Here is a 26554-nt window from a genome sequence, read left to right as displayed (position 1 = left end):
GTTTTATCCGCTAAAGGGAAAAAAGGTAACCCCTGCGAAAATGAAAAAAAATGAAAAAAAATATCCACTTCCAAATAAGGGTCTGATAATTAGCTATTTGCGATTGTTATTTTTTTTTATATTCTGTTTAAATTTTTCTTTGACCCATGCAATTCTGCCATCGCACGAAGAAGATAGCCTGTTGATGCTGCGCTATAACCGGGATGGGATCCGGTACGGACGAATGGGCGACTTTGAGGCGTCAATTAAAAGCTTTGAGCAGGTGATCTTATTGCAAAAGAAGATGTATGGAGAAACCACTACAAAAATGGTTACGCCATTAAATAATATTGGAATTCAATATAAGAACCTGGGAGAGTACGAAAAGGCAATAGAAAACTATTTACGTGCAGAGAAACTGTATATAACGGAGTATGGTGAAAATTACCCCCGTTTAGGATACTTGTATAACAATATAGGTACAATCTATAAATTGAAGGGTGATTTTGTTAAGAATAACGAGTATCAGAAAAATGCCTTTCGCATATTTGTCAATGAGAAAGATTTGCATAATACAGCATTTCAAACAACATTGTTTAATATGGCCGAATCTTTTTTCTTACTAAAGAAATACAATGAGGCGATAAAGGCATGCCAGGAGAATATCCGGCAGGTTGACGATAACATTAAGTCATATTATACCAGCTTACTGGCTAGGATTTATGCCGAAAAGGGAGAGGCCGCCCTGGCCGATAAATACTACCGGGAAACTTTCCGTATTTTGACAAAACTGTCGGGCGCCGACAGTTACGACTTAGGCCTCGAGTATGCCAACTACGTGTCTTTTCTGCTTTCGGTAAACCAGTTCGACCAGGTGACAACCTACAATGAACTCTCGGAAAAAATTGTGGAGAAATTTTTTACCCGAAAAAGTATTCAATACAGTCAGGTCATGCTGAATTACGCGGATTATTATTTTTCACGAACGTCTGAAGCCAGCCTGATAGCCGATTTTAAACAAAAGAAACGCGACGACCTGCTAAAAGCGCTGGATTACTACCAAAGAGCCATTGTGGCTGCTACTGAATCGTTTTCGAATCCCGATCCCGCGTCCAATCCTGAGATAGAACAGGCAGTTTCCGAAATTCAGTTGCTGGAAATTCTCAAGAAAAAATCAGTTTGTTATAATGTTTTGGGCGATTTGAATCTGACTGCTTCCCAAAAACAGGAATCGGTCAATAATTACCTGGCTGCCTTTGAGGCGATTTCGATCTCAACGGAGCTGTTGCACCAAATACGCACCGGCTATGTGTCGGAAGAAAGCCGGTTGTTTTTGTCTGAAAATCAGGAATCGACTTTTATCGAGGCGGTTAATATTTGTTATAAACTGTACAGTCAGACCAACGACCTGGCTTTTGCACTGAAAGGCTTTGAGTTTATGGAGAAAAGTAAATCGGCCAGTTTCCTGGCAGCGGTAAAAGACTCCAGGGCCAAGCAATTTGGAGGTATTCCCGATAGTTTGTTAAACCGGGAAGACATTTTGAAATTAAATATCTCCAACTATAAACAAATGTTGTTCGAGGAGAACCAGCTTCCGAAGCCCGATTCGGCAAAAGTTGCCCTGTTTAATTCAAAAATCTTTCAATATTCGGAACAATACGATCAGTTGGTTCAGCTTTTTGAAGAATCATTTCCGAATTATTACTCCTTTAAGTATAAGAATGATGTGGTTGATTTTTATTCGATCAGGAAAAGACTTAAAAACAACGATGCCATTGTTGAATATCTGATAGAGCAACCGAATGGCCGTCCAAATTCGGGCAGATTGTTCCGGTTTGTGATTACAAACGACCGGATGAGTTTCACCAAAACGGTGATTGATTCGGTTTTTGTGAATGATATTGAAAAAGTTTACCAGTTTCTGACAAGCCCGACTTACCTGTATACCGGTTTGGATGATTATAAGAGTTATACGCTGTCGGCTTACAATTTGTACCAGCAGCTTTTGGCCGGGGTAAAAGACGACCTCAAAGGGAAGCACCTGATCGTCATTCCCGATGATAAGCTGGCTTACATCCCTTTTGATGCCTTGCTGACTTCATTTCCGGATACCACCGTGATGAACTTCCGGACTTTACCCTACCTGGTGAGAGATTATTCGGTTAGTTATACCTACTCGACCACCCTTTTGTATAATTATTTCGAAAATCACAAAAAAGCGAAAAAGGGTTTACTGGCATTTGCGCCCAGTTATGAAAATGACGAGCGCGATTACAACGATCTTTCGGTATTCAGGTCCGGGCTGCTTCCGCTGCCGGCGGTAGAAAAGGAGGTTTCGTATATTAACAATTACGTGTCGGGCGATATTTTTAGAGATCTTTATGCGCAGGAGAAGACCTTCAAAAAAATGGCTGCAGATTACGACATCCTGCACCTGGCTATGCACACCATTTTAAACGATACCTTGCCCATGTTTTCGCGGCTGGCGTTTGCCAAACCCAACCGCCTGGACGATGAAGATGACGGATGGCTCAATACCAATGAAATTTACATGATGAAGCTGAATGCGAGAATGGCTGTTTTAAGCGCCTGTAATACCGGTTCGGGGAAATTGCAGAAAGGGGAGGGGGTCATGAGTCTTGCCCGCGGGTTCCTGTATGCCGGTTGCCCGTCTATTGTTATGACTTTATGGGAAGTTGAAGATGAGTCGGGTGCGCTGATCATGAAAGATTTTTACCGGATGTTGTCGAAAGGGAAGAAGAAAAATGACGCCTTACGACTGGCCAAACTTGCTCATATTGAAAATGCCGATCCGCTTAAAGCCCATCCTCATTATTGGCTGGGATACGTGGCTGTAGGAAATACGGCTCCGTTGTTTGTAAGCAAAGATTTCTATTTTATCGCCATTATTTTTGGCATTCTGCTGCTGATTTTCATTGACCAGGTGATCAGGAGGAGGAAATCGAAAAGAATAAAATAATAAATGCTGACCGGGCGACCTAAAAGCGACGCTTTAGAAATCGTTTTCGAGAATCTTTTTGTATTCAATGTCTTGTTTAATGCTTTTCACCAGGTATTCTTTACATTTGTATTTTCGTTTTTTGGCGTATTTCTCGCTTTGGAATCCCATGATCTGGGCAATTTGTTTTAGAGATACTTTGTCGAAAAACAGTTGCAATACCTTCTGACAGTCTTTACCGAGGTTCTTAAAATGTTTTTGATATAAACGGTATTTTTCATTCATATCAACGGTTGCTTCAAAGGCCGTATCGTAAATATCTTCATTAAAATCGTGGTTATCCTGAATTTTTTCCCGTTCGTTTTTCCGTTTTTCGAGCTGCTTTAACCACAAAAAACGACAAACCGAATACAGGTATGTTTCAAAAGAACAGTCCAGCACAAGTTCATTTGCTTTTAGTTTACGGTAAATAATAATGATTGCTTCCTGGAAAATGTCGTTTGAATCATCATCGTCTCCATTGTTCTTTTTGATAAAGAAGCTGATTTTATAAAAGAAGTTTTTATAAATATACTGAAGAATCAGGTTGTCGTTCCTAAGAATTCCATGCAGGAGCTCTTCGTTTGTATAGTTAATCATTTTCACTTCTTTATACTTAAAATTTAAACAGGCTATATTGCCATAATAAAAATTCTTGCGCTGAAAAACGATCTTTGTTCTTTATATCAGGAATTTCAGGCTAAATATGTCCATAAAATGTCTAAAATACAAGCGTAATGTTAACTATTTTTACAGGCAAGCAGGTCTGATATTTAACAAATTGCCGGGATCATCGTTATTTTGAGACTTTTGTCAAGGAAAAGAGGAAGTTTTGTATTGGATTAAAAGAATAAAAGGTAGACCCTCTGGCCTACCTTTTCTCACTAAACTAACTAACCTAACTAAACCTAAACTTATGAAAAAAAACGTACTACAAAGATATGTTCTAAAACAGTAAATTAGTTTAAAAATTTGTTAATTGTTGTTAAATTAATGTTTTCTTTTTATATAAAGCCCTACTGCGCTACAAATGTGTATGTTATCGTTCCTTTTTGAGGCGAAGGAGCTGATTTATCGGCATTAAAAACAGTACGTAAGGCCGCCTGTTCTGCATAAACCGGCAGCATGGGGTCTTCAACCCCGGCCCTGCTTCGGATTTCGGCCCGGATTACCTTTCCGGATGGGGCCACCCAGATATCAACCGTAATTTTGCCTCCGCCCTGCGCCAGGTATACCGGAATCGGCAACCGGCGATGATAACGGTTCTCCAAATAATAGTGAATATTACTTTCGCCCGAGTACACGGTGTTTTTGATTGATTCAGGATCAACTCCTTCTGTATTCTCTTCGGGCATGTCAAACTGTTTTATATCCGGAATATCCTTTGATAACTGGCTGTTTACATCGGATACCAGTTGTTGGGCAGCTGCAATTTCCCGTTGATAATCTTCATCAAAAAACGGGTCTTTTGCCGCTTCGTTTACCGCACGGTTACTACGCGTAACGCTGCTTGTTACCTGATTTTCCCGGGCTGGCGTGTTTTCGTCTTCTGACTTTTCGTCTTCGGGTTCCTCCGGTATTTCCTCCTCCTCAACTGCAAACTCGATAACAACCGGTTCTTCTTTGACTTCGCCTTTTAAATTAACATCGGCCAGTAAGAAACTACTTAAAAGCAGGATATGAAAGATCAAGGTGCCCATGACCCCGTAAATATGATCCCGGTATAATTTCTTCAGTTTTTGCATTTGCGGCAAAGTTAAAAACAAAGGGGTTTTATCGCGTTCTTTTCAATCGCTTTTTGCAGCGCTTTATATATTATTATACGCTTATTTCTGTCCTAAATTGCTTGTTTCGGGGTAAAATTTGTTCTACAGGCACAACCAGGAGCTGTAATATTACATCTGATTATTGAAACCTGCAGTGTGAAATGAGCTGTTGAATTTACGGTGATGAAAACTAAAACCGGAAAATTAACTTATAACTTTAGCGAAGATTATTAAATTGCTGTCAGCTTATCCGGATTGAATGAAGAGGGGCTTTTTTATATTGATTTACTTGTTTGCCGGCCTGATCCACGATTCGGCGGCGCTTACCATCCGTCCTGATTCGGCTGCTGTTGAAAACCGGGACACAACGGCTTTGAGCGACAGTTTAAAAGTCAAGACCTACCGGTACAGTCTGCCGCGTATGGTTTACGAGCAGTTGCTAGTCGGGAATTCAAACCACCACGATTTTATCGATCATTTAAATTTACTGGGACAATACAGCGGGAAAACCATTGCGACAATCAATATGAAAGCGCTTGATGTATTTGGCCCCACTTTTCAGGACACTGCTGCCACCGTGAATACCTGGCTCGGATCGTTTGCCAACAAAATTCATACAAAGACCAATGTCAATATTATCCGTAAGAATGTGCTTTTCACGCCGGGAGATACGCTTGATATTGATAAGGTGCTGGATAATGAGCGTATTATCCGCCTGCTGCCGTTTATTAAAGATGTGCGTTTTTCGGTGTCCCCCAATGAGGCAGATACCAGTCAGATCGATTTGACGGTGTTAACCAAGGATGTATTCTCGTTTGGGGCTGGAAGTCATCTGGAAGGAACCAAATCGGCCAGTCTCGAAATTTATAACCAGAATATATGGGGAGCGGGGCATCAGTTCCTGGTTCGCACGGTCGGGCATATCGACCGGGAACCCTACATTGGTTTTGAGGGTTTTTATACGATTAATAATATCAAAGGAAACTTTATCAATCTGAGAACCGGATATTCCAATACCTATAAGCGAAATGGGGTGATATTCGATTTTGAGAAGGAGTTTCTGCTCAGCTCAACCCAATGGGGAGGAGGTTTAACCTATGGTTATTTCGATAAATCAGACCGTTTATATGATGATAACCCGATTATGGTTGATGTTCCTTTAAACTACCGGGTATGGGACTGGTGGAGTGGTTATTCTTTTCAATTGAACAGAAATCAGCCGGCCAAAAATTTTCAGTTTGTTTTATCGGGTCGGTTCAGAAGTTTAAATTATTTTGAGCGGCCTGAACCAGGCGAGGATCAGAACCAGTTTTTTTCTGATTCGCGGTTATATATGCTGGGACTGAGCTTTTCGAAACGAAATTATATCCGGGACCATCATATTTACGGCTACGGGATTACCGAGGACATTCCCAAAGGTTTTTTGCATGAACTGGTTGTTGGTTATGAGGATCATGAGTTGTTGAACCGCTGGTATACCCATTTATATTTTTCGTCGGGAAACTTTATCCGTTACCGGCCATCTTATTTATTTGCTTCAATCGGCTTAGGCGCTTTTTTTACAGTCCGGCAAGAGATCGAACAGGGATTGCTGGAATTTAACCTGAATTATATCAGCCGGATATTCCGGGTGGGGAATCAGGATGCCCGCCATTTTGCGCGCTTAAGGTATTTATACGGAATCAACCGGTTTGATCAGGAAAACTTATTTCTGAAAAACGGGTACGGCATACGGGGACTGTACAGCGACGAAACCGTGGGAAAACAACGTCTGACGCTCGATCTGGAGCTGGTTGTGTTTCAGAAACGGGACCTGCTGAAGTTCAATTTTGCCTTTTTTGGTTTTACTGATCTTGGGATAATCGGTTCGGCCAACAAATTTATTTTTGATGAGAACTATTACGCGGGTATTGGAGCCGGTGTCCGTTTTCGCAACGAAAGCCTGGTTTTTAACACCATCCAGCTTCGGTTTGTTTATTACCCGGGTCATCCGGCCGATGCCGGCGCCTGGAGTTTTGGTTTATCAGAGATGAGGCGGGCTGAGTACTACAGCTTTCAGGCACGCAAACCTGAGCCGTTGCCCTACCGTTAAGTTACAGAAAATCAATAAAGTACTGACTTATCTTTGTCTTCAGGTGCACCCGGTCGAAGCCGCGCACATTATGCGGGTGAGTGGGGTAGACGAAAAAATCGACGGGTTTATTTTGTCGGATACATTCATTCAGGAATTTCATACTGTGTTGCGTGACCACCACATCGTCCTGCATCCCGTGAATCAGCATTAACTTTCCTTTTAGCTGGCTTACACGGTTCAGCATATTCGCATCCCGGTAGCCTTCGGGGTTTTCCCCGGGCATGTCCATATAGCGCTCGCCGTACATAATTTCATACAGGCTCCAGTCGACAACCGGGCCGCCGGCTACTCCCACTTTAAATACTTCCGGATGGCGCAGCATGAGGTTCAGGGTCATAAATCCGCCATAGCTCCACCCGTATACGCCAATCCGGTCGGGGTCGACATACGGAAGGCTTTTCAGGTAGTCGACGCCTTTCATTTGATCGGCGGTTTCGTGCAGGCCCAGCCGACGGTGAATAACTTCTTCAAAAGCGCCTCCCCGGTTGGCCGAACCCCGGTTGTCTGCCGTAAAGGCAATATACCCTTTTGAGGCCATGTAATATTGCCACCAGCGGGCATCGTTTAACCAGTTGTTGTTGACTAACTGGGCATGGGGGCCGCCGTAAACGTAAAAAATGACCGGGTATTTCCGGTTGGCGTCAAAGTTTGGAGGAAGGATCATGCGGCAATATAAGTCGGTGGAATCGTCAGCTGCCGTTATCGTGAAAAGCTTGTTTTCGCCCAACTCGTAATCGGCCAGGGGATCTTTGGCTTCATGTACGGTGCGGATCCGCTTACCGTCGGCGCGAAGCAAATCGGTTTTTGAAGGTACATCGAAGGCCGACCAGCGATCAATCAGATGTGTTTTTCCGGGTGAAAACAAGGCCTCATGGACGCCTCTTTCCTGATCCAGTATTTGCATGGTTCCGCGTTCGGTGTCGAGCCGGTAAAGATGCCGGTCGACCGGGCTTTCTTTGGTTGCCTGAAAATAAGCATACCTGTCTTTGTCATCGGCCCCGTAAAACCCGGTTACTTCCCATTTGCCTTTTGTCAACTGCCTGATTTGCTTTCCGCTGGTGTCGTACAAATACAGATGCGACCAGCCGTCTTTTCGCGACCGGTAGTAAAATTGATCCGGTTTGCTTTTTAAGAACCGGATGGGATGCAAGGGCTCTACATAAGTTGAGCTGGTTTCTTCGAATAAGGTTTTTACTTTTTCACCGGTTTCCGCATCATACTCATTGAGTTGCATGTGGTTTTGTTCCCGGTTCAGTTCGGCCAGGTAAATGTGCTTGTCGTTTGGACCCCAGCTGATGTTGGTCAGGTAATGTTCGTCGGGTTCGCCGGTGTTGAGGTAGATTGTCCGGCCGGTTTGGGTATGATAAATGCCTACCCTTACCTGGTGGCTTTTCATGCCGGCCATCGGGTATTTTACAGGTCTGTGTTCGGCCTGGCGAGTCATATAGTCGACCAAGGGGTAGTCTTTTACCATGCCTTCATCCTTCCGGTAAAAAGCAAGGTATTTCCCGGTGTTCGACCAGAATGTCCCCTTTTCGATGCCAAATTCCCGCCGGTGAACTTCCTGCCCGTTTAAAATACCGGGCGTATCGTCAAATGTAATCTGCTTTTCTCCGCTTTCATCTGCCACGAAAAGGTTTTGTCCCCTGGTAAATGCTAGTGCCGGCTTCGCGTCGAACAGATCGGGATTTTCCGCACGATCGGGAATGACCAGCTGGCGGTATATTTTCTTTTCTGCGATACTGAGTACAATGATCCGGTTGGCGACAACTATCAGGATGTGATCGTTGCTAATAAACTCAAACGGGGGAAAGGCAGAGAGCGAAAGTCCGTCGATGTTTGACACCGCGTTCTGCACCTCTGCTAAACTTAAAAGCGCTTCCCGGCTTTCTGTGGAAACCGCGTATTGAAACAAGGTGTCATTGGTAATCAGAACATAGTGATCGTCGTTGCGCCAGTTTAACGATTTTGGAGCATCCGGTTTTAGGTAGCTGCCGCTGCCAACGATGGCATCTTCGAGGCTTAAAACTTTTTTTGTTTGTGCAGCGCCGCAAAACGTGAAGTTTACCAACCAAAAAAGGAACAATATTTTCGCGATGTTCATGTTTGTTTTTATTTTAAACTGTCCGTGCAGATTTCCCCTCAATAATCAGTTGCCGGTTCGGGATAATTTTTAATTTCGTGGGGATATTCAGGTCTCATGTACAAAAACAGTCAGTAATCCCGCGAAAATATGAAAAAGACATGGATGTAATCAGGAGAAGTATCATTTTTTGTTTGCTTTTCATCAGCTTTCAGGCTTTTCCGCAAGGCTCGCCCGAAGAACTGTTTTCGATGAGTTTTGAGGAGTTGATGAATCTGAAAGTCACAACGGCAGCAAAGTACGAAACCAGCCTGAGTGAAACACATGCCGTCATCCAGGTGATTTTTGCCAACGAAATCAAGGCGTACGGGATTGAAAACCTGGGCGAGCTTTTAAACCTGATTAAAGGTTTTTATATTACCAACGACCGCAATTATACTTACATTGGCGTACAGGGATTTAGCCGGCCGTCTGATTATAACAACAGGCTTCTGCTCATGATCGATAATCATGTGCTGAATGAAAATGTTTATGGTTCAGCCCTGATGGACAATGGTTTGGGGATCGACCTTCAGTTTATCGACCGGGTAGAGGTGATTGCCGGTCCGGGCGCCGCTTTATACGGGAACAGCGCCATGATGGCCGTGGTGAATGTAATTACCGTGGCAGAGTCGAAGAACGAAAACAAGCTTCGCCTGAAAACAGGCGGCAACAATACCCTGGGTGCCGGTTTCGTTTCCCGGGGCAAACAGCAGGAATCGTCGTGGTTTGTCAGCGGTAATGTTCACCGGTCGTCGGGTGAAAACCTTTTTTTCAATGAACTGGTTGATCAGGGAAATGGCGGACATGCAACCGGGCTGGATGATGAAAAAGTGTATGCCCTGTACACGCGGTATAACCTGAAAAATTTCGGATTGAAACTTTCCGGTTCGCACCGGTTAAAGGGAATTCCGACAGGTCCCTGGGGATACCGGCTGGATCGCAGGTCGGAGTCGGTTGACGACCGGGCTTTTGCTGAACTAAACTACCAGAAATCATTCTCGAATCAATCGGTCAAGCTGCTTGCATCCTGGGATTACTATCGTTATTGGGGCGAATATGCTTCGCCGGATGTTGCTGATTATGAAGATGAGTCTGTTGGCAGTTGGGGGAATGTACAGATGGAGTACCAGATTGATTTTGCCCCGAAAAGCCGCCTGATGGCGGGCGCCGAGTGGCACTATTCCCTGAAATCGGATTACATGGAGAAAATGGACTGGCTCAGGCAGTTTTATCGCAACAACCGGTTTCGGAATACTTCGTTGTTTGTTCAGTATGATTACATCCTGAATGACAAGATGAGGTTTTTGGCCGGTCTGCGCCTCGACGATTACAGTTACACCAAACTTTCGCTAAATCCGAGGCTGAGCGCCATTTATGCTCCAAATGAGGATTTAAATATTAAACTTTCGTTCAACAAAGCATTCCGCGCCCCTAATTTTTACGAGATGTTTTATGAGTCGGAAGGAGCAAATACTTCGAACCCGGATTTAAGGCATGAGAATATGTATTACAGCGACCTGGATATCAGGAATAAATTCACGAAAGACCTGCATGGCGGCGTTTCAATTTTTATGTATCGCCTCGACAAACTGATTGATCCGGTTGTTGACGACCAGAACGTGGTGATGTTTGTTAATAAAAGCGATGCTACCGGAACCGGCGGTCAGCTGTATTGCGAGGGAAAACTGTTCAACAACCTGACCATCCATACCTCCTACTCCTATCAACGGTTAACGATTCACGATTCCGGTCTGCAGGATACAGAGGCCTCAAATTTTCCGGTTAATAGTCTGAAGGCGCATGTGATCTATCATGTGCCAAAAATCGGGACCCTGGGATTTCAAAATGGCTGGGAAAGCGGCCGTAAATGGGTTACCGAGGGCAAAACACCTGCCTATTGGACCAGCAGCCTGAATTTACGAACTGCCCGGTTTTTCGACCGGGTGACCTTCAGCCTGAAAATCAACAATCTTTTTGATCAGGTTTATTATCATCCCGGCGGCTTCGAACACCGTATGGGGCAAATCATACAGCCGCGCCGGAATTACCTGTTAAGCGTTGGGATTAATTTATGAAGCAAGCACGTCAAATACTATTTTTGACCCTGATGTTGCAGGTTTTTGTCCCGGTGGTTTACGGTTTGGCTGAAGGTGTGGACGAATATCTGCTAAAGGCCGCTTTTTTTGAACGATTTACCCGTTTTGTCGATTACGGGACGCAGCCGGCTGACCAGGACCGTTTTTTTGTGATCGCGGTTTTGGGTGAAAATCCTTTCGGCGACCGGTTGGATCGGGTTTATAAAGAACAGCGTATTTTAAACCGGCAGGTGAAGTTAATCTATACCGACCGGGTCGACCAGATCGGGCGCCCCGACATATTATACATCGGTCAGGATCAGCGAAAAGAACTGGAACATATCCTCGCTTCGATTCAGGGATATCAGACCATCACCATTGCTGATTCGCCGGCGTTTTCAGGGAAAGGGATTATGATCAATTTACTGTTGATCGATAACAAGATCCGTTTTGAAATTGATCTTGAAGCTGCAAGTAAGCAGAATGTTAAATTTGACAGGATACTTTTGGCAAATGCAATTATTGTGAAAAAATGAAAGTACTGAATAGTATTAGGGCCAGGTTAATTATCCCGATTGTTTTATTTTCCTTGTCCCTGCTTACCATTACGATTGTTTTTTTGGGACAGAGGCAATTGAGGGATGTCAGGCAAAATGTGATCAACCAAAACAAAGCCCACCTTCAGTTGATTGCTGAATATGTCAGTGTTCCCCTGATCTTTGACCAACCGGAGGATGCCATGGAAGTCCTTTCGAAGCTGGAAAACATCAAATCAATTTTATCCGCGTCGATTTACACGGCCGACGGAGATCTTTTTGCGTTCTTCGGTCAGGATTCGGTGAAACAGCCGCTTCCGGATAACCTGAATGTGCAGGAAATCAGCCTGCGTGAAGAAAGCATGTATATGACCGTTCCAATTGTGCACCGGACAGTGACCTATGGCACGTTGATGGCTAAAATAGATCTTCACGTGCAATGGGTGTTGATGAAGGAATTGTTTTTGCTGTTCCTGCTGGTTTTTGTATCGATGGGAATTCTGTCGGTTGCTGTAGCATTTCTTTTTGAACGGAAATTTCTGAAACCCATTTTGTTACTTGCTGAAAAATTCAGGGAAGTGACGGTTGCCCGGAGTTTTTTAAAACCGCTTAGTCCGCTTCAGCTTGCCAGTAAATCGAGCAACGAAGTGGAGATCCTGATTGCCGGTTACAACAAAATGATTTCGACCCTTGCCCTTCGCGAGAAAAAACAGGCGGAAGCTGAAACCGCCCTGAAAGAGATAAATGAAGAATTGGAGTCGAAGGTGGCCGAAAGAACAAACGAACTGGAAAAAGCGCATGCAAAACTGCAAAAGTTATACCTCAATGAAAAGGTGCTGCTGGAGAACCTTCCTTACGGAATCATCCTGACCGATCACCAGGCCCGGGTGGTCGAAATGAATAATTTTGCAAAGGAACTGTTGGGTTTTACCCATACAGCGCCGGCCGGTATAAGCGCATTTTGCAAGGATGATTATTGGGCGGCTGCGGATTCGAAAAATACGATGGCGGAACTGTTTAGTCATACACGGCAATCGTTCTTCCGAAACTCCAAAGGAGAGGAAATTCCGGTGTTGAAAACAGTGGTCCCGATTATTTACAACCATCAGGAGGTGATTATGGAGGCTTTTGTCGATATCACAGATCTGCAAAACGTTCAGAAAGAATTGGTGATCGCGAAAGAAAAAGCCGAAGAATCCGACCGCCTGAAATCGTCTTTTCTGGCCAACATGTCGCATGAGATACGGACGCCGCTCAATGCCATTGTTGGTTTTGCGAGCATGCTCGTAGAAGAAGATTTTGAACAAAAAGAAAAAGACCTGTACAAGCAGATTATCGAGGAAAATACCGCAAGCCTGTTGAATTTGATCGAAGATATCCTCGACCTATCGAGGCTGGAAAGCGGAACACTGACCATGTGCCCTGAAAATGTGGATATTGCAGCGTTTAGCGAGGATATTTATAATAATTCGCTCATGATGCAAGCCCGGTTAAATAAGACGGGCTGCAATTTGACACTGGATCTTCAGACAGATCAGGCGGAAACCGGTTATTTCGACAGTCTGAGGATGAAGCAGGTAGCGCTTAACCTGATCAACAACGCCATCAAATTCACCGATGAGGGATCGATTACCTTCGGGATCAAAAGTCAGGGCAACCGGCTGTTGTTTTATGTGAAGGATACGGGCATCGGCATCGGGGAAAAGTTCAGAGGCCAGGTGTTTGAGCGATTTCACAAAACCAGCGATTCGAACGAGAAACTGTACAAGGGGACCGGTTTGGGACTGGCCATCTCCAAAAGCCTGGTGGAATTGTCGGGTGGCGAAATCTGGTTCGAATCGGAACCCGGCCAAGGGACGACCTTCTTTTTTACTGTTCCCCAAAAGAAAGCCGTTTAATTCAGCAAGTTTAAAATTTCTTCTTTGCTGATTGTTTTAAACGGATTATTTGTATGGATGAATTTTTCGGCCAGCGAGGTTTTTCGTTCCTGTAATTGCTGAATCTTCTCTTCGATGCTGTCTTCGGTAATAAACCGGTAAACCATCACCTTTTTGTCCTGCCCGATGCGGTGGGCCCGGTTAATGGCCTGCAGTTCGGCTGCCGGGTTCCACCACGGATCGATGATGAACACATAGTCGGCCGCGGTGAGATTGAGTCCAACGCCGCCGGCTTTCAGCGAGATCAGGAAAATACGGTTGTCCGGATCGTTTTGGAAATCTTTGATCACCTGTTCCCGGTTGATGGTTTGCCCGGTGAGCAGGGAATATTTCCAGTTCTTCGACTCAACCTGTTCTTTTACCAGTTCGAGGTGTTTTACAAACGACGAGAAGATGAGCACTTTGTGCTTTTCGGCGATTAAGCTCTCCAGGCTTCGGAAGATCTCGTCGAACTTCCCCGATTCGCTTTCATCTGAATCTTGCAGCATTGAAGGATGGTTGGCTAACTGGCGGAGTTTGGTCAAGCCTTGTAAAACCACGAAGGCCGATTTTTCCACGCCTTCTTTCTCAATGTTTTCGAGGATGCTGTTCCGAATGGCCGACTTTTCGGTTTCGTAAATGCGTTTCTGATCTCCGGTCATTTGGCAATAACGGATTTGTTCGGTCAGCGGGGGCAGGTCGCGGGCCACTTGTTCCTTGGTGCGCCGCAAAATAAACGGACGGATCAGGCATTGCAGCTTTTCCTGTTTTTCCGGGTCGTTCTTTTTCTCAATAGGCGTGATAAATTCCCGTTTAAAATAAGCCAGGTTCCCCAGAAGCCCTTTGTTGATGAAATTGATTTGCGACCACAGGTCCGACAGAGAGTTTTCAATGGGCGTTCCGGTGAGTACCATCCGGTGTTTTGCTTTCAGCTGGCTGACCGTTTGGTAAGTTTTCGACGAGGGGTTTTTGATGTTTTGGCTTTCGTCGAGGATAAGGTAAAAAAAATCATGTGTCCGAAGCATTTCAAAATCGTTGCGCACAGTGCCGTAGGTGGTCAGGATTATGTCGTAATCATGGAGCAATCGGTTAAAATCGTCCGTTTTGTTTCGTTGGAAGCCAACGTGCCGGTATACGCGCAGCGAAGGGGTGAACTTTTTGATTTCGTTTTCCCAGTTATGGACCAGCGATGTGGGCATCACAATCAGGCTTGCCGGCTGGTCGTTTTCTACAGCCTGCTCTTCTTCACCGGCAAATAGCGAAATTTGTCCCTGAAGCTGTTTCGGCGGTGCAATAGACGTAATCTTTTTCAGGCGTTTTAGTTTCAGCAATAAGGTAAGCGCTTGCAGCGTTTTCCCAAGCCCCATGTCGTCGGCCAGGCAACCTCCGAATTGTTGTTCGTATAATTGGTACATCCACGAAAAGCCTTCGTGCTGGTAGGAGCGAAGGCTTGCCTGGATATTTTCGGGGACCGGAACCGGTTTTCCGCCTTTGTTCCCGATCTCCTGTAAGCGCTGAAAAAAGCCCTTGTCGATGCCTTTCAGCCTGCTCTGGATCAGTTGAAAATGATATTTTTTTAACCGGAAACTTTGTCCTTCGGTTCTTGCAAAAGGCAGCAAATCTTTGTAGTCGCTGAACCATTCTTTAGGCAGAACAGCAATTTCGCCATTCGGAAGCTCAAACTCGCGGATGTCGTTCAGAATGTATTTTTTCAGTTTGATAAACGGGAACTGGTATTCGCCAAAACGGACGTTGGCGTAAATATCAAACCAGTCGTCGATTGTTTTTAATTGAATATGAAGGTCCTGAATCTCGGTTGAATATCTTTTCTCGTAATTGTTTTGCTGTAACTGAAACCCGGCTTGTTTCAGCTTTTCCTGGTTCCGGCTTAACCAGTTTACCAGTTCGTAAAGCCGGTCCTGCACGGTTAACAGGTCAATTTCTTTAGGCGCGTACGCCCCGTTGTTTTCAAACAGGCCAAAATCGGTTAAGCGTTGCAGCATAGCAGCTTCCCAGTTTCGGTCGCGCTTCGTTCGGCTAAAACGGTATGTTCCTTCGATTTTTTTCAGACCCACAACCACTTCGGTATGGCTGTTTTGCAGGTATTCATATTCTCCGTACTTGAATTTAGGTAAAATAACAGCTTCCATCCGCAGGTTAGGTTCAAGCGAAAGAATGGCCTGTTGCATGCCTGTTGTTTCTGTGACCGTAAAACCGCTTGCTTTTACCTCATGTTCTTTGATCGTATTCAGGACGAAACTCTTGTAATACTTGTCTTCCATTTGCGACGGAACGAAGATTGCCTCTTTACCGAAGAACGGGAGCAACCTTTTCCCGCTGATTTTTTCGAATACGAACAAGTTACTCTGCCAAACCAGTGAGCAGGGTTCGTTGGTAACCATGATCACCTGTTTGTGCAGCAGATTCAGTGGCTGCCCTTCGTTGACCAGTTGCAGGCTGTAACGTGTTCCCTTGTCGGTACGGTCGAAACAGAAAATGCTTTCGGTAAAACTGCGCGGCAAGCTGATCAGGTCCTCGTCGTACAGGTTGGCGTATTTGGCTTGTTTATAAAACAGGCGGGTGTTGCCCTGCATCAGCATGCGGATGATCCGGTTCAGGTACTTGTCGATATAGGGGCTGATGTGGTTTTCGAACAAATCCGGATCAATTTTCTGAAAGAAGTTGACCGATTCTTTCTTCTTTGAAAATTTCTGCACCAGTTTTTCATCGCTGTATTGTTCGGTAAGTTTCACCAGGGCCGCTTGTTCCGCGTTTAGCTCCAGGCTTTCAATATCACGCTGTTTCACCAGTTTATTGATGGTGTAAAATGAGACCTTTTTCTCGATCAGGAAAGCCTGAAAAAGGTGTCCAAACGTACGATGCTCGGTTAAACCGATAATCAGCTCCTGTGCCATATTCAACTCAACTAAAAATCAGTGCCTTCTGAAAACAGATATTTTTTTAACCCAAAACTCCAAATATACATAAAAAGGGCAAGCCGGATAAAGGCAGAAGAAATTTTTATCCTGAAAAAACCGGTGAGTTTGCATGGAGCTTGAGACTTCATGCCCTCCCGTGGTTAAATTTGGTGTAGCACGGGTCAGCCGACCGGCAGGAAGCTGTCTGATCAAAGCATGGTCAACCGGATCATGGTGCTTGGTAAGCTTCACAATGTGGTGTGGTCAACCTCACAAAGGTGCATGGAAGCCTTTACCAAGAACCCTTGTCAACGCTGCCACGTAATCTTGTCCGGTTGACCATCGGCAAGGCCGGAAACAGACCGGAAATGAAACTGATTGCAACAATTTGTTTGATAATAGTGTTAATTTCAACTGTTCGTTCTGATTCGGGCAAATAAACGAAAAGACAGATAAAAACAAACCATATGGCATATCCTGTAAAAAATATCAGCGTTTCAATTAACAAACCGGCCTCCAAAGTATATCAGTTTGCTTCAAATCCTGAGAATTTCCCGGTGTGGGTGGAATTTATCAAATCGATGACCCGGGAAACCGGGAATAGTTGGCGGGCAGAAACTGATTTGGGAAATCTCAAGATAGAATTTACGCCTGAAAACGAGTTCGGGATTATTGACCATTTGGTGACACTGCCGGACGGTTCAACGGTAAACAATCCGATGAGAGTACTTGCAAACGGGAACGGCAGTGAATTGGTTTTTACCTTGTTTTGGATGCCTGACAGGACAGAAGAAGAGTTTAATCAAGACGCAAAATTGGTAGAAAGCGACCTGAAAAAAATTAAGCAGATCCTTGAAGCTGAATAATGCAACCGCTCGCACCGATCGGTGTGTGATTCAATCGGAACAAGGGTTTATCGTCAAAGAATAGAGAATAAGAAAATAACGAAATTTCAAACCCCACCTACGCCAGGCGGAGTATGATTTATGCAGTTGGGCTTGGGATTATGCAGGGAAAAAGGGATTTGTGAATGTGCAAACAACATTGTGAGATGAGTTACCAACTCAAAACAGTCAACCGTTACCGCTTCGCTCAAACAAGAGGCAGGTCGGATGCCAGGACTTGTATACTCCGGATTTTTTTTAATGCAAAGGACGCGGAGAAGCCACAATGTTTTGCAGAGGACAAAAGCTTCCGGACTCATAGCCCCATGCCCCAATGGCCAATTATCCAATAGCCAATTAACCAATGATCAGTTCTTGTCAACCGTTCTCCACCATTTGCTGCCGGGCAGGTTTTTATCGACGGAGAAAACCTCGCCAATTTTGGGTGTAGTTACCTGTATCGGCTTGTTTTCGGCTGCTTTCAGTAATCGTTCTACCGGTTCGGTCCAGGGATGAATGCTCAATTTGTATTTTCCCCAGTGGATGGGTAACAAGGCTCTTGCATTTAAATCGAGGGCTGCCTGGCAGGTTTCTTCGGGCGACATGTGGATGAAGGGCCAGTAACGGCTGTATTGGCCGCATTCCAGCATAACCAGATCGAAGTGGCCGAATTTCCGGCCGATTTCTTTGAATCCGGGGTAGTAACCCGAGTCAGCGCCGAAGAACAGCCGCTCGTCGCGGCTTTCGATCACCCAGGAGGCCCACAGGGTCGAAAAACGATTGGTCAAGCCCCGGCCGGAGAAATGTCTGGCGGGCGTGGCGGTAAGCAGCAAAACATCGTCGAGCAGAAAACTTTCCCACCAATCCAGTTCGGTGATGCGTTCGGGGCTGATACCCCAATATTCCAGGTGGGCGCCAACCCCTAAAGCCGTTACAAACGGCACATCGGTGTTTATCAGTTGTTTGATGACGCTGTAATCCAGGTGGTCGTAATGGTCGTGTGAGATTAATACCAGGTCAACAGGTGGCAAATCGGCGAGTTTGTATGAATGCGAATACGGGAATGCCTTTGTTCCGATAAACGAAAAAGGGGAAGTTCGTTTCCCGAAAACAGGGTCGGTTAAAATGGTTTTTCCCGAAATCTCAATCAACACGCTTGAATGTCCCAGCCAGGTAATCCGCGCAGTGTCGGTTTTATCAGCGTAATTTTCAGGCTTAACCGGGATTACGGGAATGGTGTCGGCCGGCACACGGTCGCCTTTTGTGAAGAAAAACTCTTTCATCAATTTGAAGAAGGGTATATCGTCGGTTTGCATCACGGTTTCTACCGGATTCTGAAACTTTCCGTCACGGAAATTTGGCGATTGTGTGATGAGTTCCAGCCGGGTTCCGGCAGCTTTTCCGCCGAATGCCGGGTTCAGTTTTATACTTAAAAAGACGGCTAAGAAAATGAATAACAATACAAGTAACACCCACATAAATTTTCTGTAGTTCATGAATAATCGTTCTGCTTTTGGGAATGGATCTTTATTTTATTCGATTGGGATCAGCCTTACAATCTTTCCCGGATTTTCGACGGCTACATAAATTAAGCCTTCCGGGCTCATTTCGACGTTCCGCACGCGCCCGATCCCTTCAAGTAATTTTTCCTGGTGAGTGACCCGGTTGTTTTCGAGCACCAGGCGTTCCACATACTGAAAGCGAAGCGACCCGACCAGGATGTTATTTTTCCAGTTCGGGTAACGGTTCCCTTTTACAAAGGTGGTTCCACAGGGGGCGATGGAAGGAACCCAGTAAATAACCGGTTGTTCCAGACCTTCTTTTTCGGTCAGCTCGGTCAGGATGGTGCCGTCATAATTGATTCCGTAGGAAATGACCGGCCAACCGTAATTTAGTCCTGGTCTGATCAGGTTTAGCTCGTCGCCTCCCATCGGGCCGTGTTCTGTTACCCAGATGTGGCCGGTTTCGGGATCCATGCAGGTTCCCTGCGGGTTACGGTGTCCGTATGAGTAGATGCTGGGCATGGCTCCCGGCGTGTTGACAAAGGGATTGTCTGACGGAATAGAACCGTCATCTTTGATCCGGTGAATTTTTCCGTTCGTATTGTCCAGGCTCTGCGGAAATACAAAATGTTGACCGCGGTCGCCAATTCCGAAAAACAGGTAGCCATTCCGGTCGAATTCCAGCTTGCAGCCCCAGTGGTGTCCGCGGTCGGTGTCGGGCGCTCCGTTAAAAATGATTTCCTGATCGGTCAGTTGATTGCCGTTCAGCCGGGCCCGCATCACGTTGGTGCAGGCTATTCCTTTGTTGTTGTCGGCAAAGCCCGAGTAGGCCAGGTATAACCAGCCGTTATTTTCATAGTCGGGGTGAAGTTCCAGATCGAGCAAGCCGCCCTGGCCTTTGGCCATCACCTCAGGAAGGCCGTCAATTTTGCTTAAACGGTTATCCGAAAAGCGGTAAAGTATCCCCGAACGTTCGGAGATCAGTAAGTCGCCGTTGGGGAGAAATTCCATTCCCCAGGGAACTCCCAGTCCGCTGACAACGGTGTCGACAAGAAAATTTTGTACTTCCGATTCCACCCGGTCATTGGCCGACAGGGCCGGTTGGAGTTTGTCTTTATCTTTTGGGATTCCGGCCTTGACATAACCGGCCAGGGCTTTGATTTCGTCTTTCGAAAAGGTTACGGAAAAAGCAGGCATCCCCATTTCGGCTTGCCCATGAGTGATGGTATTAATAACACTTTGAATGTCGTCTCCATACATCCAGTCTTTGTTTTCAAATTTTTCGAGTTGGTAACCATGGCATCCGGCACAAAAATTCTGATAGTTTTCGGCTGCCTTCATCATAGCCTGTTCGCTTTGTTGTCCGTTGCCCATCGAGCAACTTCCCGGTAAAAAAAACAAAACAGCAGCAATGAACGATAAGTTGGCGAAGTTTTGACTCATGATTTTGACGTGTTTAATTTTATCAACGTAGAATTAACAAAACCACAGGTGAAAAGTTAAGGCTTTTTTGTTAATAAAGCCAAATTAAGGAAGAACCGATCTGCGAAAATAACGTATCACCTGTGATTGCAAGAGTTTTGGTTTTTTTTGATGATGTTGACAGGTATCTGTTTTATATTGAGCAGATTGTTTTTGATGCTATTGCACAAGAGTTAATATTTCTTCACACAAGTTAAAAAAAGCGGCTTCGGAGGATAACGGGAATGATTTCTCTCTACATTTGCGCCTTCAAAATCAATTTTCAGACATCATGAATCAGGTATTCTATCCAAAGTTGTTTAGTGTTTTAAGGCGGGGATATTCGAAAAAACAGTTTACAAATGACGCTTTTGCCGGGGTTATTGTTGGGATTGTGGCGTTACCTCTGGCCATTGCATTTGCCGTTGCTTCGGGAGTGTCGCCCGAAAAAGGATTGGTTACGGCCATTGTTGCCGGATTATTAGTTTCGGTGTTGGGCGGCAGTCGTGTTCAGATTGGTGGTCCTACCGGGGCGTTTATTGTGATCGTTTACGGCATTATTCAAAGCTACGGACTGGACGGATTGATTATATCGACGATACTTGCGGGAATTATTCTGGTGATATTTGGTTTACTCAAGCTGGGATCGTTGCTGAAGTTTATTCCGCACCCCTTGATTGTGGGGTTTACCAGCGGCATTGCCCTGGTTATTTTTACAACGCAGATAAAAGACGCGATGGGACTGCAGATTGCCGATATGCCTTCTGAATTTCTGCCGAAGTGGGGCACTTACTTTTCTCATCTGGGCGAAACCAACCTGCTGGCTTTAGGCATAACGGTGGCTACCATTTTGATTTCTGTTTATTTCAAAAAAATTACAACTAAAATTCCGGGTTCATTTGTATCCATCATTTTGGTTACCCTGCTTGTCCAGGTGTTCAGTTTGCCGGTTTCAACCATCGAGTCGGTTTTTGGCGATATTCCACAAACGATTAGCCTGACATTCCCGTCGATTGAGGTACACCAGCTGCACCTGTATTTTGCGCCGGCATTAACCATTGCTTTGTTGGGAGGGATCGAAAGTTTATTGTCAGCCGTGGTATCGGATGGGATGATTGGCAGTAACCACCGTTCGAATACCGAGCTGATCGCCCAGGGGGTGGCCAACATCGTAACTCCGTTTTTTGGCGGTATCCCGGCTACCGGCGCCATTGCCCGCACGGCAACCAACGTGAAAAACGGCGGGCGCACACCGGTTGCAGGAATCATTCATGCCATCACCCTGTTATTTATCATGCTGTTTTTCGGCCAGTGGGCCAAACTGATCCCCATGTCGTGCCTGGCAGGGATCCTGATTGTTGTTTCGTACAACATGAGCGAGTGGCGCTCATTTGTTAATATTTTTAAGGGCTCGGCCTTTGACGTGTTGATTCTGGTAGTGACCTTCCTGTTGACAGTACTGATCGATTTAACCTTTGCCATTGAAGTTGGTATTGTGTTGTCGGCTCTCCTGTTTATGAAACGGATGGCCGATGCCGGTGCACAGCCTGGCTTTGAGCTTGATTCGGATATTCTGGAGAATTATTCTTCAGTGCCCGGCGAAATTGGCATATACGAAATCAGCGGACCGTTCTTTTTTGCTTCGGCCAAACAATACAGTTCCACCTTGAAATCCATTGGCATTAAGTCGGAAGTGCTGATTATCCGGATGCGGCATGTGCCCTTTATCGATTCAACCGGTATGCACAACCTGAAGGACGTTGTGAAAGAGATTCAACATACCGGGACGGAGGTCATCTTGTCCGGCGTTCAGCCGAAGGTGTTGAAGGAACTGGAGAAACACGGGTTTTTTAACCTGGTTCAGAAGTCAAATGTATTCTCCTTGTTTGAGCAGGCATTGAACCACGCGAATCATCTTTTGGAAATAAAGAAATAACATTCAGCTTGATGTTGATTTAGGCGACATGCCCCGCTTCACGATCGTTAAAAAATTTCTGAAAACGAGGTGATTCATGAATTCAGGATGAAATTGCAGCGTGTAGATGGGTCTATCCTGATGTTTCATGGCCTGGTTCCGGCAAACAGCAGAGCTGGCCAGTAACTCAAACGACACGGGCACCGTGATCGAGTCATTGTGCATTTCACGGACTTTGAATTTCGCAGGCATGCCGCTAAAAAGTTCATCTTGTTTCAGTTGCCTGATTTCTGTTATTCCCGATTCGGATTCTGCGCTGCGCAGGTATTTTGCACCGTACATAAATCCGGTGATATGATGACCGGCACAAATTCCTAAAACAGGTTTATCGCAGGTTTTAATCCACTGAAACCAGGCTTGGTGATGTTCAACAATGTTGTCGCCCTGAGGCGATCCAGTGATAATCACGCCGTTGAAACAGGCAGGAGGACCCTGTTTACTTTCCCGGTATTCCGCAAGCTGACAGGAAGCGCCGTATTTTTCCAACAGCTTTGCGATCGGCTGCCAGAATGTTGTGACCTCCGGTTCGGCGCTGTTAATAACGAGTATGCGGGGCTTCTGTTGCATGATTGTGGTTCGTATTAATGGGTTTGCCCGGTAAATTATTAAAAATTGACGAAAGCTTTCGTCGGTTTCAAAAAAAAAGCTGATTACCTGTTTTACCGGGTAATCAGCTTTTTTGTAAAATGATATGGGATATTATTTTTTAATCAAGAGCCAGGTATCTGCATATTTCGGATAATCGGTACGGATTTGGTTAACACGCCTACGGGCGGCCATCTCGTCAGTATACGAATTTACACATACCCGGTAATAGCCGGTTTCGCTGTGTAAAATAATCGGGTTAAATCCTTGTGGTGTCAATTCCTGTTTGTAACGGTTGGCGTTATCCAGCGAACTGAAACTGCCGATAATTACAAAAAAGCTGCTTCCGTCGTATTTACTTGCATCTTCTTTCTGTGCAAAATTGAATGCTTCGGTTTGTGTACGCACAGGTGCGGCAGGTTGGTCATATGTTGTCGTGCCGGTTTCGCGGGCTGCAGGTTTGGGTTCAGTGACCGAAAAAACTTTTGGCTGCTGATCATTCCGGCTCACGGCTTCGGTTGCATCGCCCGAACTCAGTTTCTGTGAAGATTTACATCCAACAAACAAAAGGCTACATGCAAATGCTCCAATGATTATTCTTCTCATCGTTAAATAATTTAAATGGTTTCAAGCACAAATCTACAAAAAAAGAAAATCAGCTTATTGTGCTGAGTTGAAATGATTATTAACTATCTGATGTTGAAATCTAAAAGTTCAGTTTCCGTTTAAGGAACCGCTGCCCGCCCAAGGTACGGTAAAACCGGACACGCCTGATGGCAAGTTGTTTACTGGTATTTTCTTCGTGAAAAACCATATTCCAGGGCGAAATACCCCGCGTTTCCTCGATTAAACCTTCGTTGTGAGCCAACTCGGTCTTTTGTAAATCAATACACACCCCGTAGTAGAAACGGTGATGTTCGAGGTTATAAATGACATAGGAATAATACATGCCGCAAAAGTATAAAAAGAAAACCAATCACTCCCTGGCTTTGGGAAAAATCGCTTTGTTACAATTACTTTCCCTTGAATTGTTCCGTAATAAAGTATTCAAGCAGTAAGCGGCCCCAACCATCGGGTAACGAATCGTTAAAAACTCCAAACAGTCCTTCAAAAGGTTCTTTTTGACATGTACTAATTTCATTATTAAAAGGAAGTTTTATGGGTGGCAGGTTCAACCCTGAAGATACGAAATCTGAGTTATACTGAAAGTATATCTTTTGTTCCTTGAGTATCAGTTCGCCAACTTCGTACTTTTGGCCCTCAGTACGAAGTGAAACAAATAGTTTATTTATTGTTTTATGGCCTTTATTTATTGGTGAAAAGCTTTTTAACCTCATTTAAATCATCACCGGATTGAAAGATTGTATCAAAATCTTTAAGTCGTCCACTTAAACGGGCAAGTTTAAGAAGAGCTTCCAGCGATATTTTACCAGTATTTTCAAAACGCTTTAGACTACCCAATGAAACGCCCGAACGCTCAGCCATTTCTTTCTGCGAAAGGCGAAGTTTTTTTCGCAACAATTTATTTCTTTCAGGGCTTCAAAATCCATTTTTTACGCGTTTCCTTCATTTGAATAACTATCGTTATGCAACAAATTAATCATGCAATTAGAGCTATATTATTGATAAAGTAAGACATTACAGTATTATTTTATTCCGAAAAAGTGTTTCAATCGCTCCACTTCCTGCCTATGTTTTGCCCGGGTCTGAGTTTTCAGTTTGTTCACATTATGCAGCTTCCATTGTACGGAAGGGAAATCCCTGAAATCTGAGTATGCTGATTTTTCCCATTGCGGGTCGCCTTCTTCAAAACTAACAAGGAATGCTTTGTCTTCTTCGTTTAGCATTACGTTAATAAATGCAATAAGCTTTTCCCGTGCGGTTTCGTAATTCTCATAAGTAAATGGAATATCCGTCATACCGCGAAACTGGTTCTCCAGGGCTTCCTGCTGGTTTATCACGTGTGGTGCCAAGGATGCAATAAACGGTTTGTCGCTTCCCAACAGGGCAAACATAAAACCTCGTTTCAAATTGTTTATTTTATCAGGATCCATATAATTGTAGTCGAACAAATCGCGCGGGTGCTGACGGCTGAGGGCTGCAGCAATTTTTCCACCATACAACTGTTCAACAGGCACGATTCGTGCTTTGCAGTACATCCCAAACTCTGCCTGCGCTTTATTGCATAATGGCATTTCAATTGTGGATCCTATTATGCCCCGTTTGATCCCGTTTACTTCAATTTTTACCGTGTTCCTTCCCAATGTGCATAATAGCTTATTGGGTACCGGACGAATATTAATATTCGGCACTGCCCGTTGCAGTTGCTGACTGATTGCATCCAGCTTTTTATTAATTTCCGCAAGGCTTTCATCCCGCGGACCAAACGGAATATAAGTTAAATCCACATCCACAGAATAACGCGGAAGGTCTTTAATAAATAAGTTTATGGCCGTACCGCCATGAACTGCAAAATCTTCCTCCCGGTAGATTACGGGTAATATGCGGAGTAAAAGCCGGACCTGTTCTTTGTAGAGCTTATTCATAATTTTTCAGTTCTTCGGATATCACTATCTGGTATTTGCTGTCGTAAACACCGTTGGGTACGATTTCCCGTTTTCCGCTCCCGGTATCTATTTTTTGCAAATCCAGGTCACTGAACCAGGCATGACCGGCTTTTTCGGCCATATACAGGAACAAACGTTTCATTTTTACTGATGTATTCTGTTCCAGCAAGGCCTGTACCGCGCCGGGGCGAAGCGCAGTTAGTTGTTCCATTACATAATACAAATCCATGAGGTTGTACTGGCGCGGAGCAAGATTCAGACATTCCATAAATGCTCGTTCCGGGGTGGAAACCAGTATTTCGAATGCCCCCTGCATCATCGATGTTATACCGGTATCTGCATCGAAATATTCCGAGGTTACGAATAATAAGTCCACACCCCAATCATGTTTTTTGAGCCAGGACGGGACCCACTCGTCTTTAGGATGGCCTACATATACAACCTGTCTCCCCATAGGTACATAATGTGTGTATCCTGCCAGCTCCAGGGATGATAATCCACCAATGTAAAAGTGCTTGCCCGTTTGTTTGTTCAATGACGATAAAGCCCCGTATATGGTTGGGCTATCACCGGTACGGACCATCACACCTGCCCCGATAGAGGTGAGCCATTCGGAATCGCGGTAGCGTCGTTGCAGATCATAAGATATGCCGTTCTCTCTCATCCACGATGAAAAAAACAGGCTCCCCGAAGGCAACTTCTGAAGCAATTGGTTTATTTTTATTGGTGCAACTGTACTCATAGTACAAATATACACAAATATTTAAACCGAAGATGATTTGCTGTATTATTATAAATTGGTTTAAGCATCTGAGACAGAAGCTATATCTCAAAGGTTCGAATACCGTTGGGTCAACCTAAAGAGAAGCTCGAACCATAAATTTCAAAGTATGAGAGTGACAAGATTTTATTGAATTTATCCCCAAAATGAAGGATTTTAAATTGATTTTGACGAAGTTGACCCAAAATAGAAGTCTATTCATAAAAAAAAGAGATGTCTTAATGACATCTCTCTGGTGATCCCATCGGGACTCGAACCCAAATCGTCAGAACCGGAATCTGATATTCTATCCATTGAACTATGGGACCTTTAAAGCGATGCAAAAATAATAAAACATTCCTTTTTCCCACTG

Annotated in this window: 20 protein-coding genes and 1 tRNA gene; 7 read left to right on the top strand and 14 right to left on the bottom strand. The window is 44.7% G+C overall.

What is annotated here, in order from left to right:
• Positions 1–139: 139 nt before the first annotated feature.
• Positions 140–2959, top strand: a complete 2820-nt coding sequence (locus ACOIT5_RS01550) for a CHAT domain-containing protein (protein ID WP_423128710.1) — start codon at positions 140–142, stop codon at positions 2957–2959.
• A gap of 33 nt (positions 2960–2992) precedes the next feature.
• Here the strand turns inward: ACOIT5_RS01550 and ACOIT5_RS01545 are convergent, their stop codons facing one another.
• Both ACOIT5_RS01545 and ACOIT5_RS01540 read right to left on the bottom strand, forming a co-directional pair.
• A complete protein-coding gene (locus tag ACOIT5_RS01545) occupies positions 2993–3577 on the bottom strand; it encodes an RNA polymerase sigma factor (protein ID WP_423128709.1) in 585 nt (194 codons plus the stop codon).
• A gap of 416 nt (positions 3578–3993) precedes the next feature.
• A complete protein-coding gene (locus ACOIT5_RS01540; RefSeq protein ID WP_423128708.1) occupies positions 3994–4722 on the bottom strand; it encodes an energy transducer TonB family protein in 729 nt (242 codons plus the stop codon).
• 280 nt (positions 4723–5002) lie between these two features.
• Between ACOIT5_RS01540 and ACOIT5_RS01535 the strand changes: the two genes are divergently transcribed.
• Positions 5003–6835: a hypothetical protein gene (locus ACOIT5_RS01535; protein ID WP_423128707.1), complete on the top strand. Its 1833-nt coding sequence runs from the start codon at positions 5003–5005 to the stop codon at positions 6833–6835.
• A 1-nt stretch (position 6836) separates the two neighbouring features.
• On the opposite strand, the gene ACOIT5_RS01530 is transcribed toward ACOIT5_RS01535, so the two are convergent.
• Complete coding sequence (locus tag ACOIT5_RS01530; RefSeq protein ID WP_423128706.1) at positions 6837–8981, bottom strand: S9 family peptidase; 2145 nt, start codon at positions 8979–8981, stop codon at positions 6837–6839.
• Between the two features lie 140 nt (positions 8982–9121).
• Here ACOIT5_RS01530 and ACOIT5_RS01525 point away from each other — a divergent pair, with 140 nt between their 5' ends.
• The 3 genes from ACOIT5_RS01525 to ACOIT5_RS01515 are packed head-to-tail and all read left to right on the top strand — an operon-like array spanning position 9122 to position 13511.
• Positions 9122–11077 carry a TonB-dependent receptor plug domain-containing protein gene (locus ACOIT5_RS01525; RefSeq protein ID WP_423128705.1) on the top strand — a complete coding sequence of 652 codons (1956 nt, stop codon included), beginning with the start codon at positions 9122–9124 and terminating at the stop codon, positions 11075–11077.
• Positions 11074–11613 carry a YfiR family protein gene (locus ACOIT5_RS01520; protein WP_423128704.1) on the top strand — a complete coding sequence of 180 codons (540 nt, stop codon included), beginning with the start codon at positions 11074–11076 and terminating at the stop codon, positions 11611–11613. Before ACOIT5_RS01525 ends, ACOIT5_RS01520 begins: the two co-directional genes overlap by 4 nt.
• Entirely contained in the window at positions 11610–13511 is a 1902-nt protein-coding gene (locus tag ACOIT5_RS01515; protein ID WP_423128703.1) for an ATP-binding protein, read from the top strand. The genes ACOIT5_RS01520 and ACOIT5_RS01515 overlap by 4 nt, the downstream gene beginning before the upstream one ends.
• Here ACOIT5_RS01515 and ACOIT5_RS01510 read toward each other — a convergent pair.
• Positions 13508–16444, bottom strand: a complete 2937-nt coding sequence (locus ACOIT5_RS01510; RefSeq protein ID WP_423128702.1) for a DEAD/DEAH box helicase — start codon at positions 16442–16444, stop codon at positions 13508–13510. The two genes, ACOIT5_RS01515 and ACOIT5_RS01510, sit on opposite strands and share 4 nt — an antisense overlap.
• A gap of 470 nt (positions 16445–16914) precedes the next feature.
• Between ACOIT5_RS01510 and ACOIT5_RS01505 the strand changes: the two genes are divergently transcribed.
• Complete coding sequence (locus tag ACOIT5_RS01505) at positions 16915–17313, top strand: hypothetical protein (RefSeq protein WP_423128701.1); 399 nt, start codon at positions 16915–16917, stop codon at positions 17311–17313.
• Between the two features lie 386 nt (positions 17314–17699).
• Here the strand turns inward: ACOIT5_RS01505 and ACOIT5_RS01500 are convergent, their stop codons facing one another.
• Positions 17700–18827, bottom strand: a complete 1128-nt coding sequence (locus tag ACOIT5_RS01500; protein ID WP_423128700.1) for an MBL fold metallo-hydrolase — start codon at positions 18825–18827, stop codon at positions 17700–17702.
• A 36-nt stretch (positions 18828–18863) separates the two neighbouring features.
• Positions 18864–20276, bottom strand: a complete 1413-nt coding sequence (locus tag ACOIT5_RS01495) for a PQQ-dependent sugar dehydrogenase (RefSeq protein ID WP_423128699.1) — start codon at positions 20274–20276, stop codon at positions 18864–18866.
• 310 nt (positions 20277–20586) lie between these two features.
• Between ACOIT5_RS01495 and ACOIT5_RS01490 the strand changes: the two genes are divergently transcribed.
• Positions 20587–22230 carry a SulP family inorganic anion transporter gene (locus tag ACOIT5_RS01490; RefSeq protein ID WP_423128698.1) on the top strand — a complete coding sequence of 548 codons (1644 nt, stop codon included), beginning with the start codon at positions 20587–20589 and terminating at the stop codon, positions 22228–22230.
• A 3-nt stretch (positions 22231–22233) separates the two neighbouring features.
• Here the strand turns inward: ACOIT5_RS01490 and ACOIT5_RS01485 are convergent, their stop codons facing one another.
• The 8 genes from ACOIT5_RS01485 to ACOIT5_RS01450 form a co-directional block, all read right to left on the bottom strand.
• A complete protein-coding gene (locus tag ACOIT5_RS01485; protein WP_423128697.1) occupies positions 22234–22836 on the bottom strand; it encodes a type 1 glutamine amidotransferase in 603 nt (200 codons plus the stop codon).
• A 132-nt stretch (positions 22837–22968) separates the two neighbouring features.
• Entirely contained in the window at positions 22969–23460 is a 492-nt protein-coding gene (locus ACOIT5_RS01480) for an SPOR domain-containing protein (protein ID WP_423128696.1), read from the bottom strand.
• A 100-nt stretch (positions 23461–23560) separates the two neighbouring features.
• On the bottom strand, positions 23561–23803 hold the full coding sequence (locus ACOIT5_RS01475; RefSeq protein WP_423128695.1) for a hypothetical protein: 243 nt from the start codon (positions 23801–23803) through the stop codon (positions 23561–23563).
• Between the two features lie 64 nt (positions 23804–23867).
• Entirely contained in the window at positions 23868–24191 is a 324-nt protein-coding gene (locus ACOIT5_RS01470) for a HipA N-terminal domain-containing protein (RefSeq protein ID WP_423128694.1), read from the bottom strand.
• Entirely contained in the window at positions 24160–24372 is a 213-nt protein-coding gene (locus ACOIT5_RS01465; RefSeq protein ID WP_423128693.1) for a helix-turn-helix domain-containing protein, read from the bottom strand. The genes ACOIT5_RS01470 and ACOIT5_RS01465 overlap by 32 nt, the downstream gene beginning before the upstream one ends.
• Positions 24373–24500: 128 nt before the next feature.
• A complete protein-coding gene (locus ACOIT5_RS01460) occupies positions 24501–25400 on the bottom strand; it encodes a nucleotidyl transferase AbiEii/AbiGii toxin family protein (RefSeq protein WP_423128692.1) in 900 nt (299 codons plus the stop codon).
• Positions 25393–26130, bottom strand: a complete 738-nt coding sequence (locus ACOIT5_RS01455) for a type IV toxin-antitoxin system AbiEi family antitoxin domain-containing protein (RefSeq protein WP_423128691.1) — start codon at positions 26128–26130, stop codon at positions 25393–25395. The genes ACOIT5_RS01460 and ACOIT5_RS01455 overlap by 8 nt, the downstream gene beginning before the upstream one ends.
• Positions 26131–26435: 305 nt before the next feature.
• Positions 26436–26510: transfer RNA gene (locus ACOIT5_RS01450), tRNA-Arg, on the bottom strand.
• Between the last annotated feature and the right edge of the window lie 44 nt (positions 26511–26554).

Source organism: Gaoshiqia hydrogeniformans, from assembly GCF_049347105.1.
In the GTDB taxonomy this organism is placed as follows: domain Bacteria; phylum Bacteroidota; class Bacteroidia; order Bacteroidales; family Prolixibacteraceae; genus Gaoshiqia; species Gaoshiqia hydrogeniformans.
This window is presented reverse-complemented; position numbering and strand designations above follow the sequence as displayed.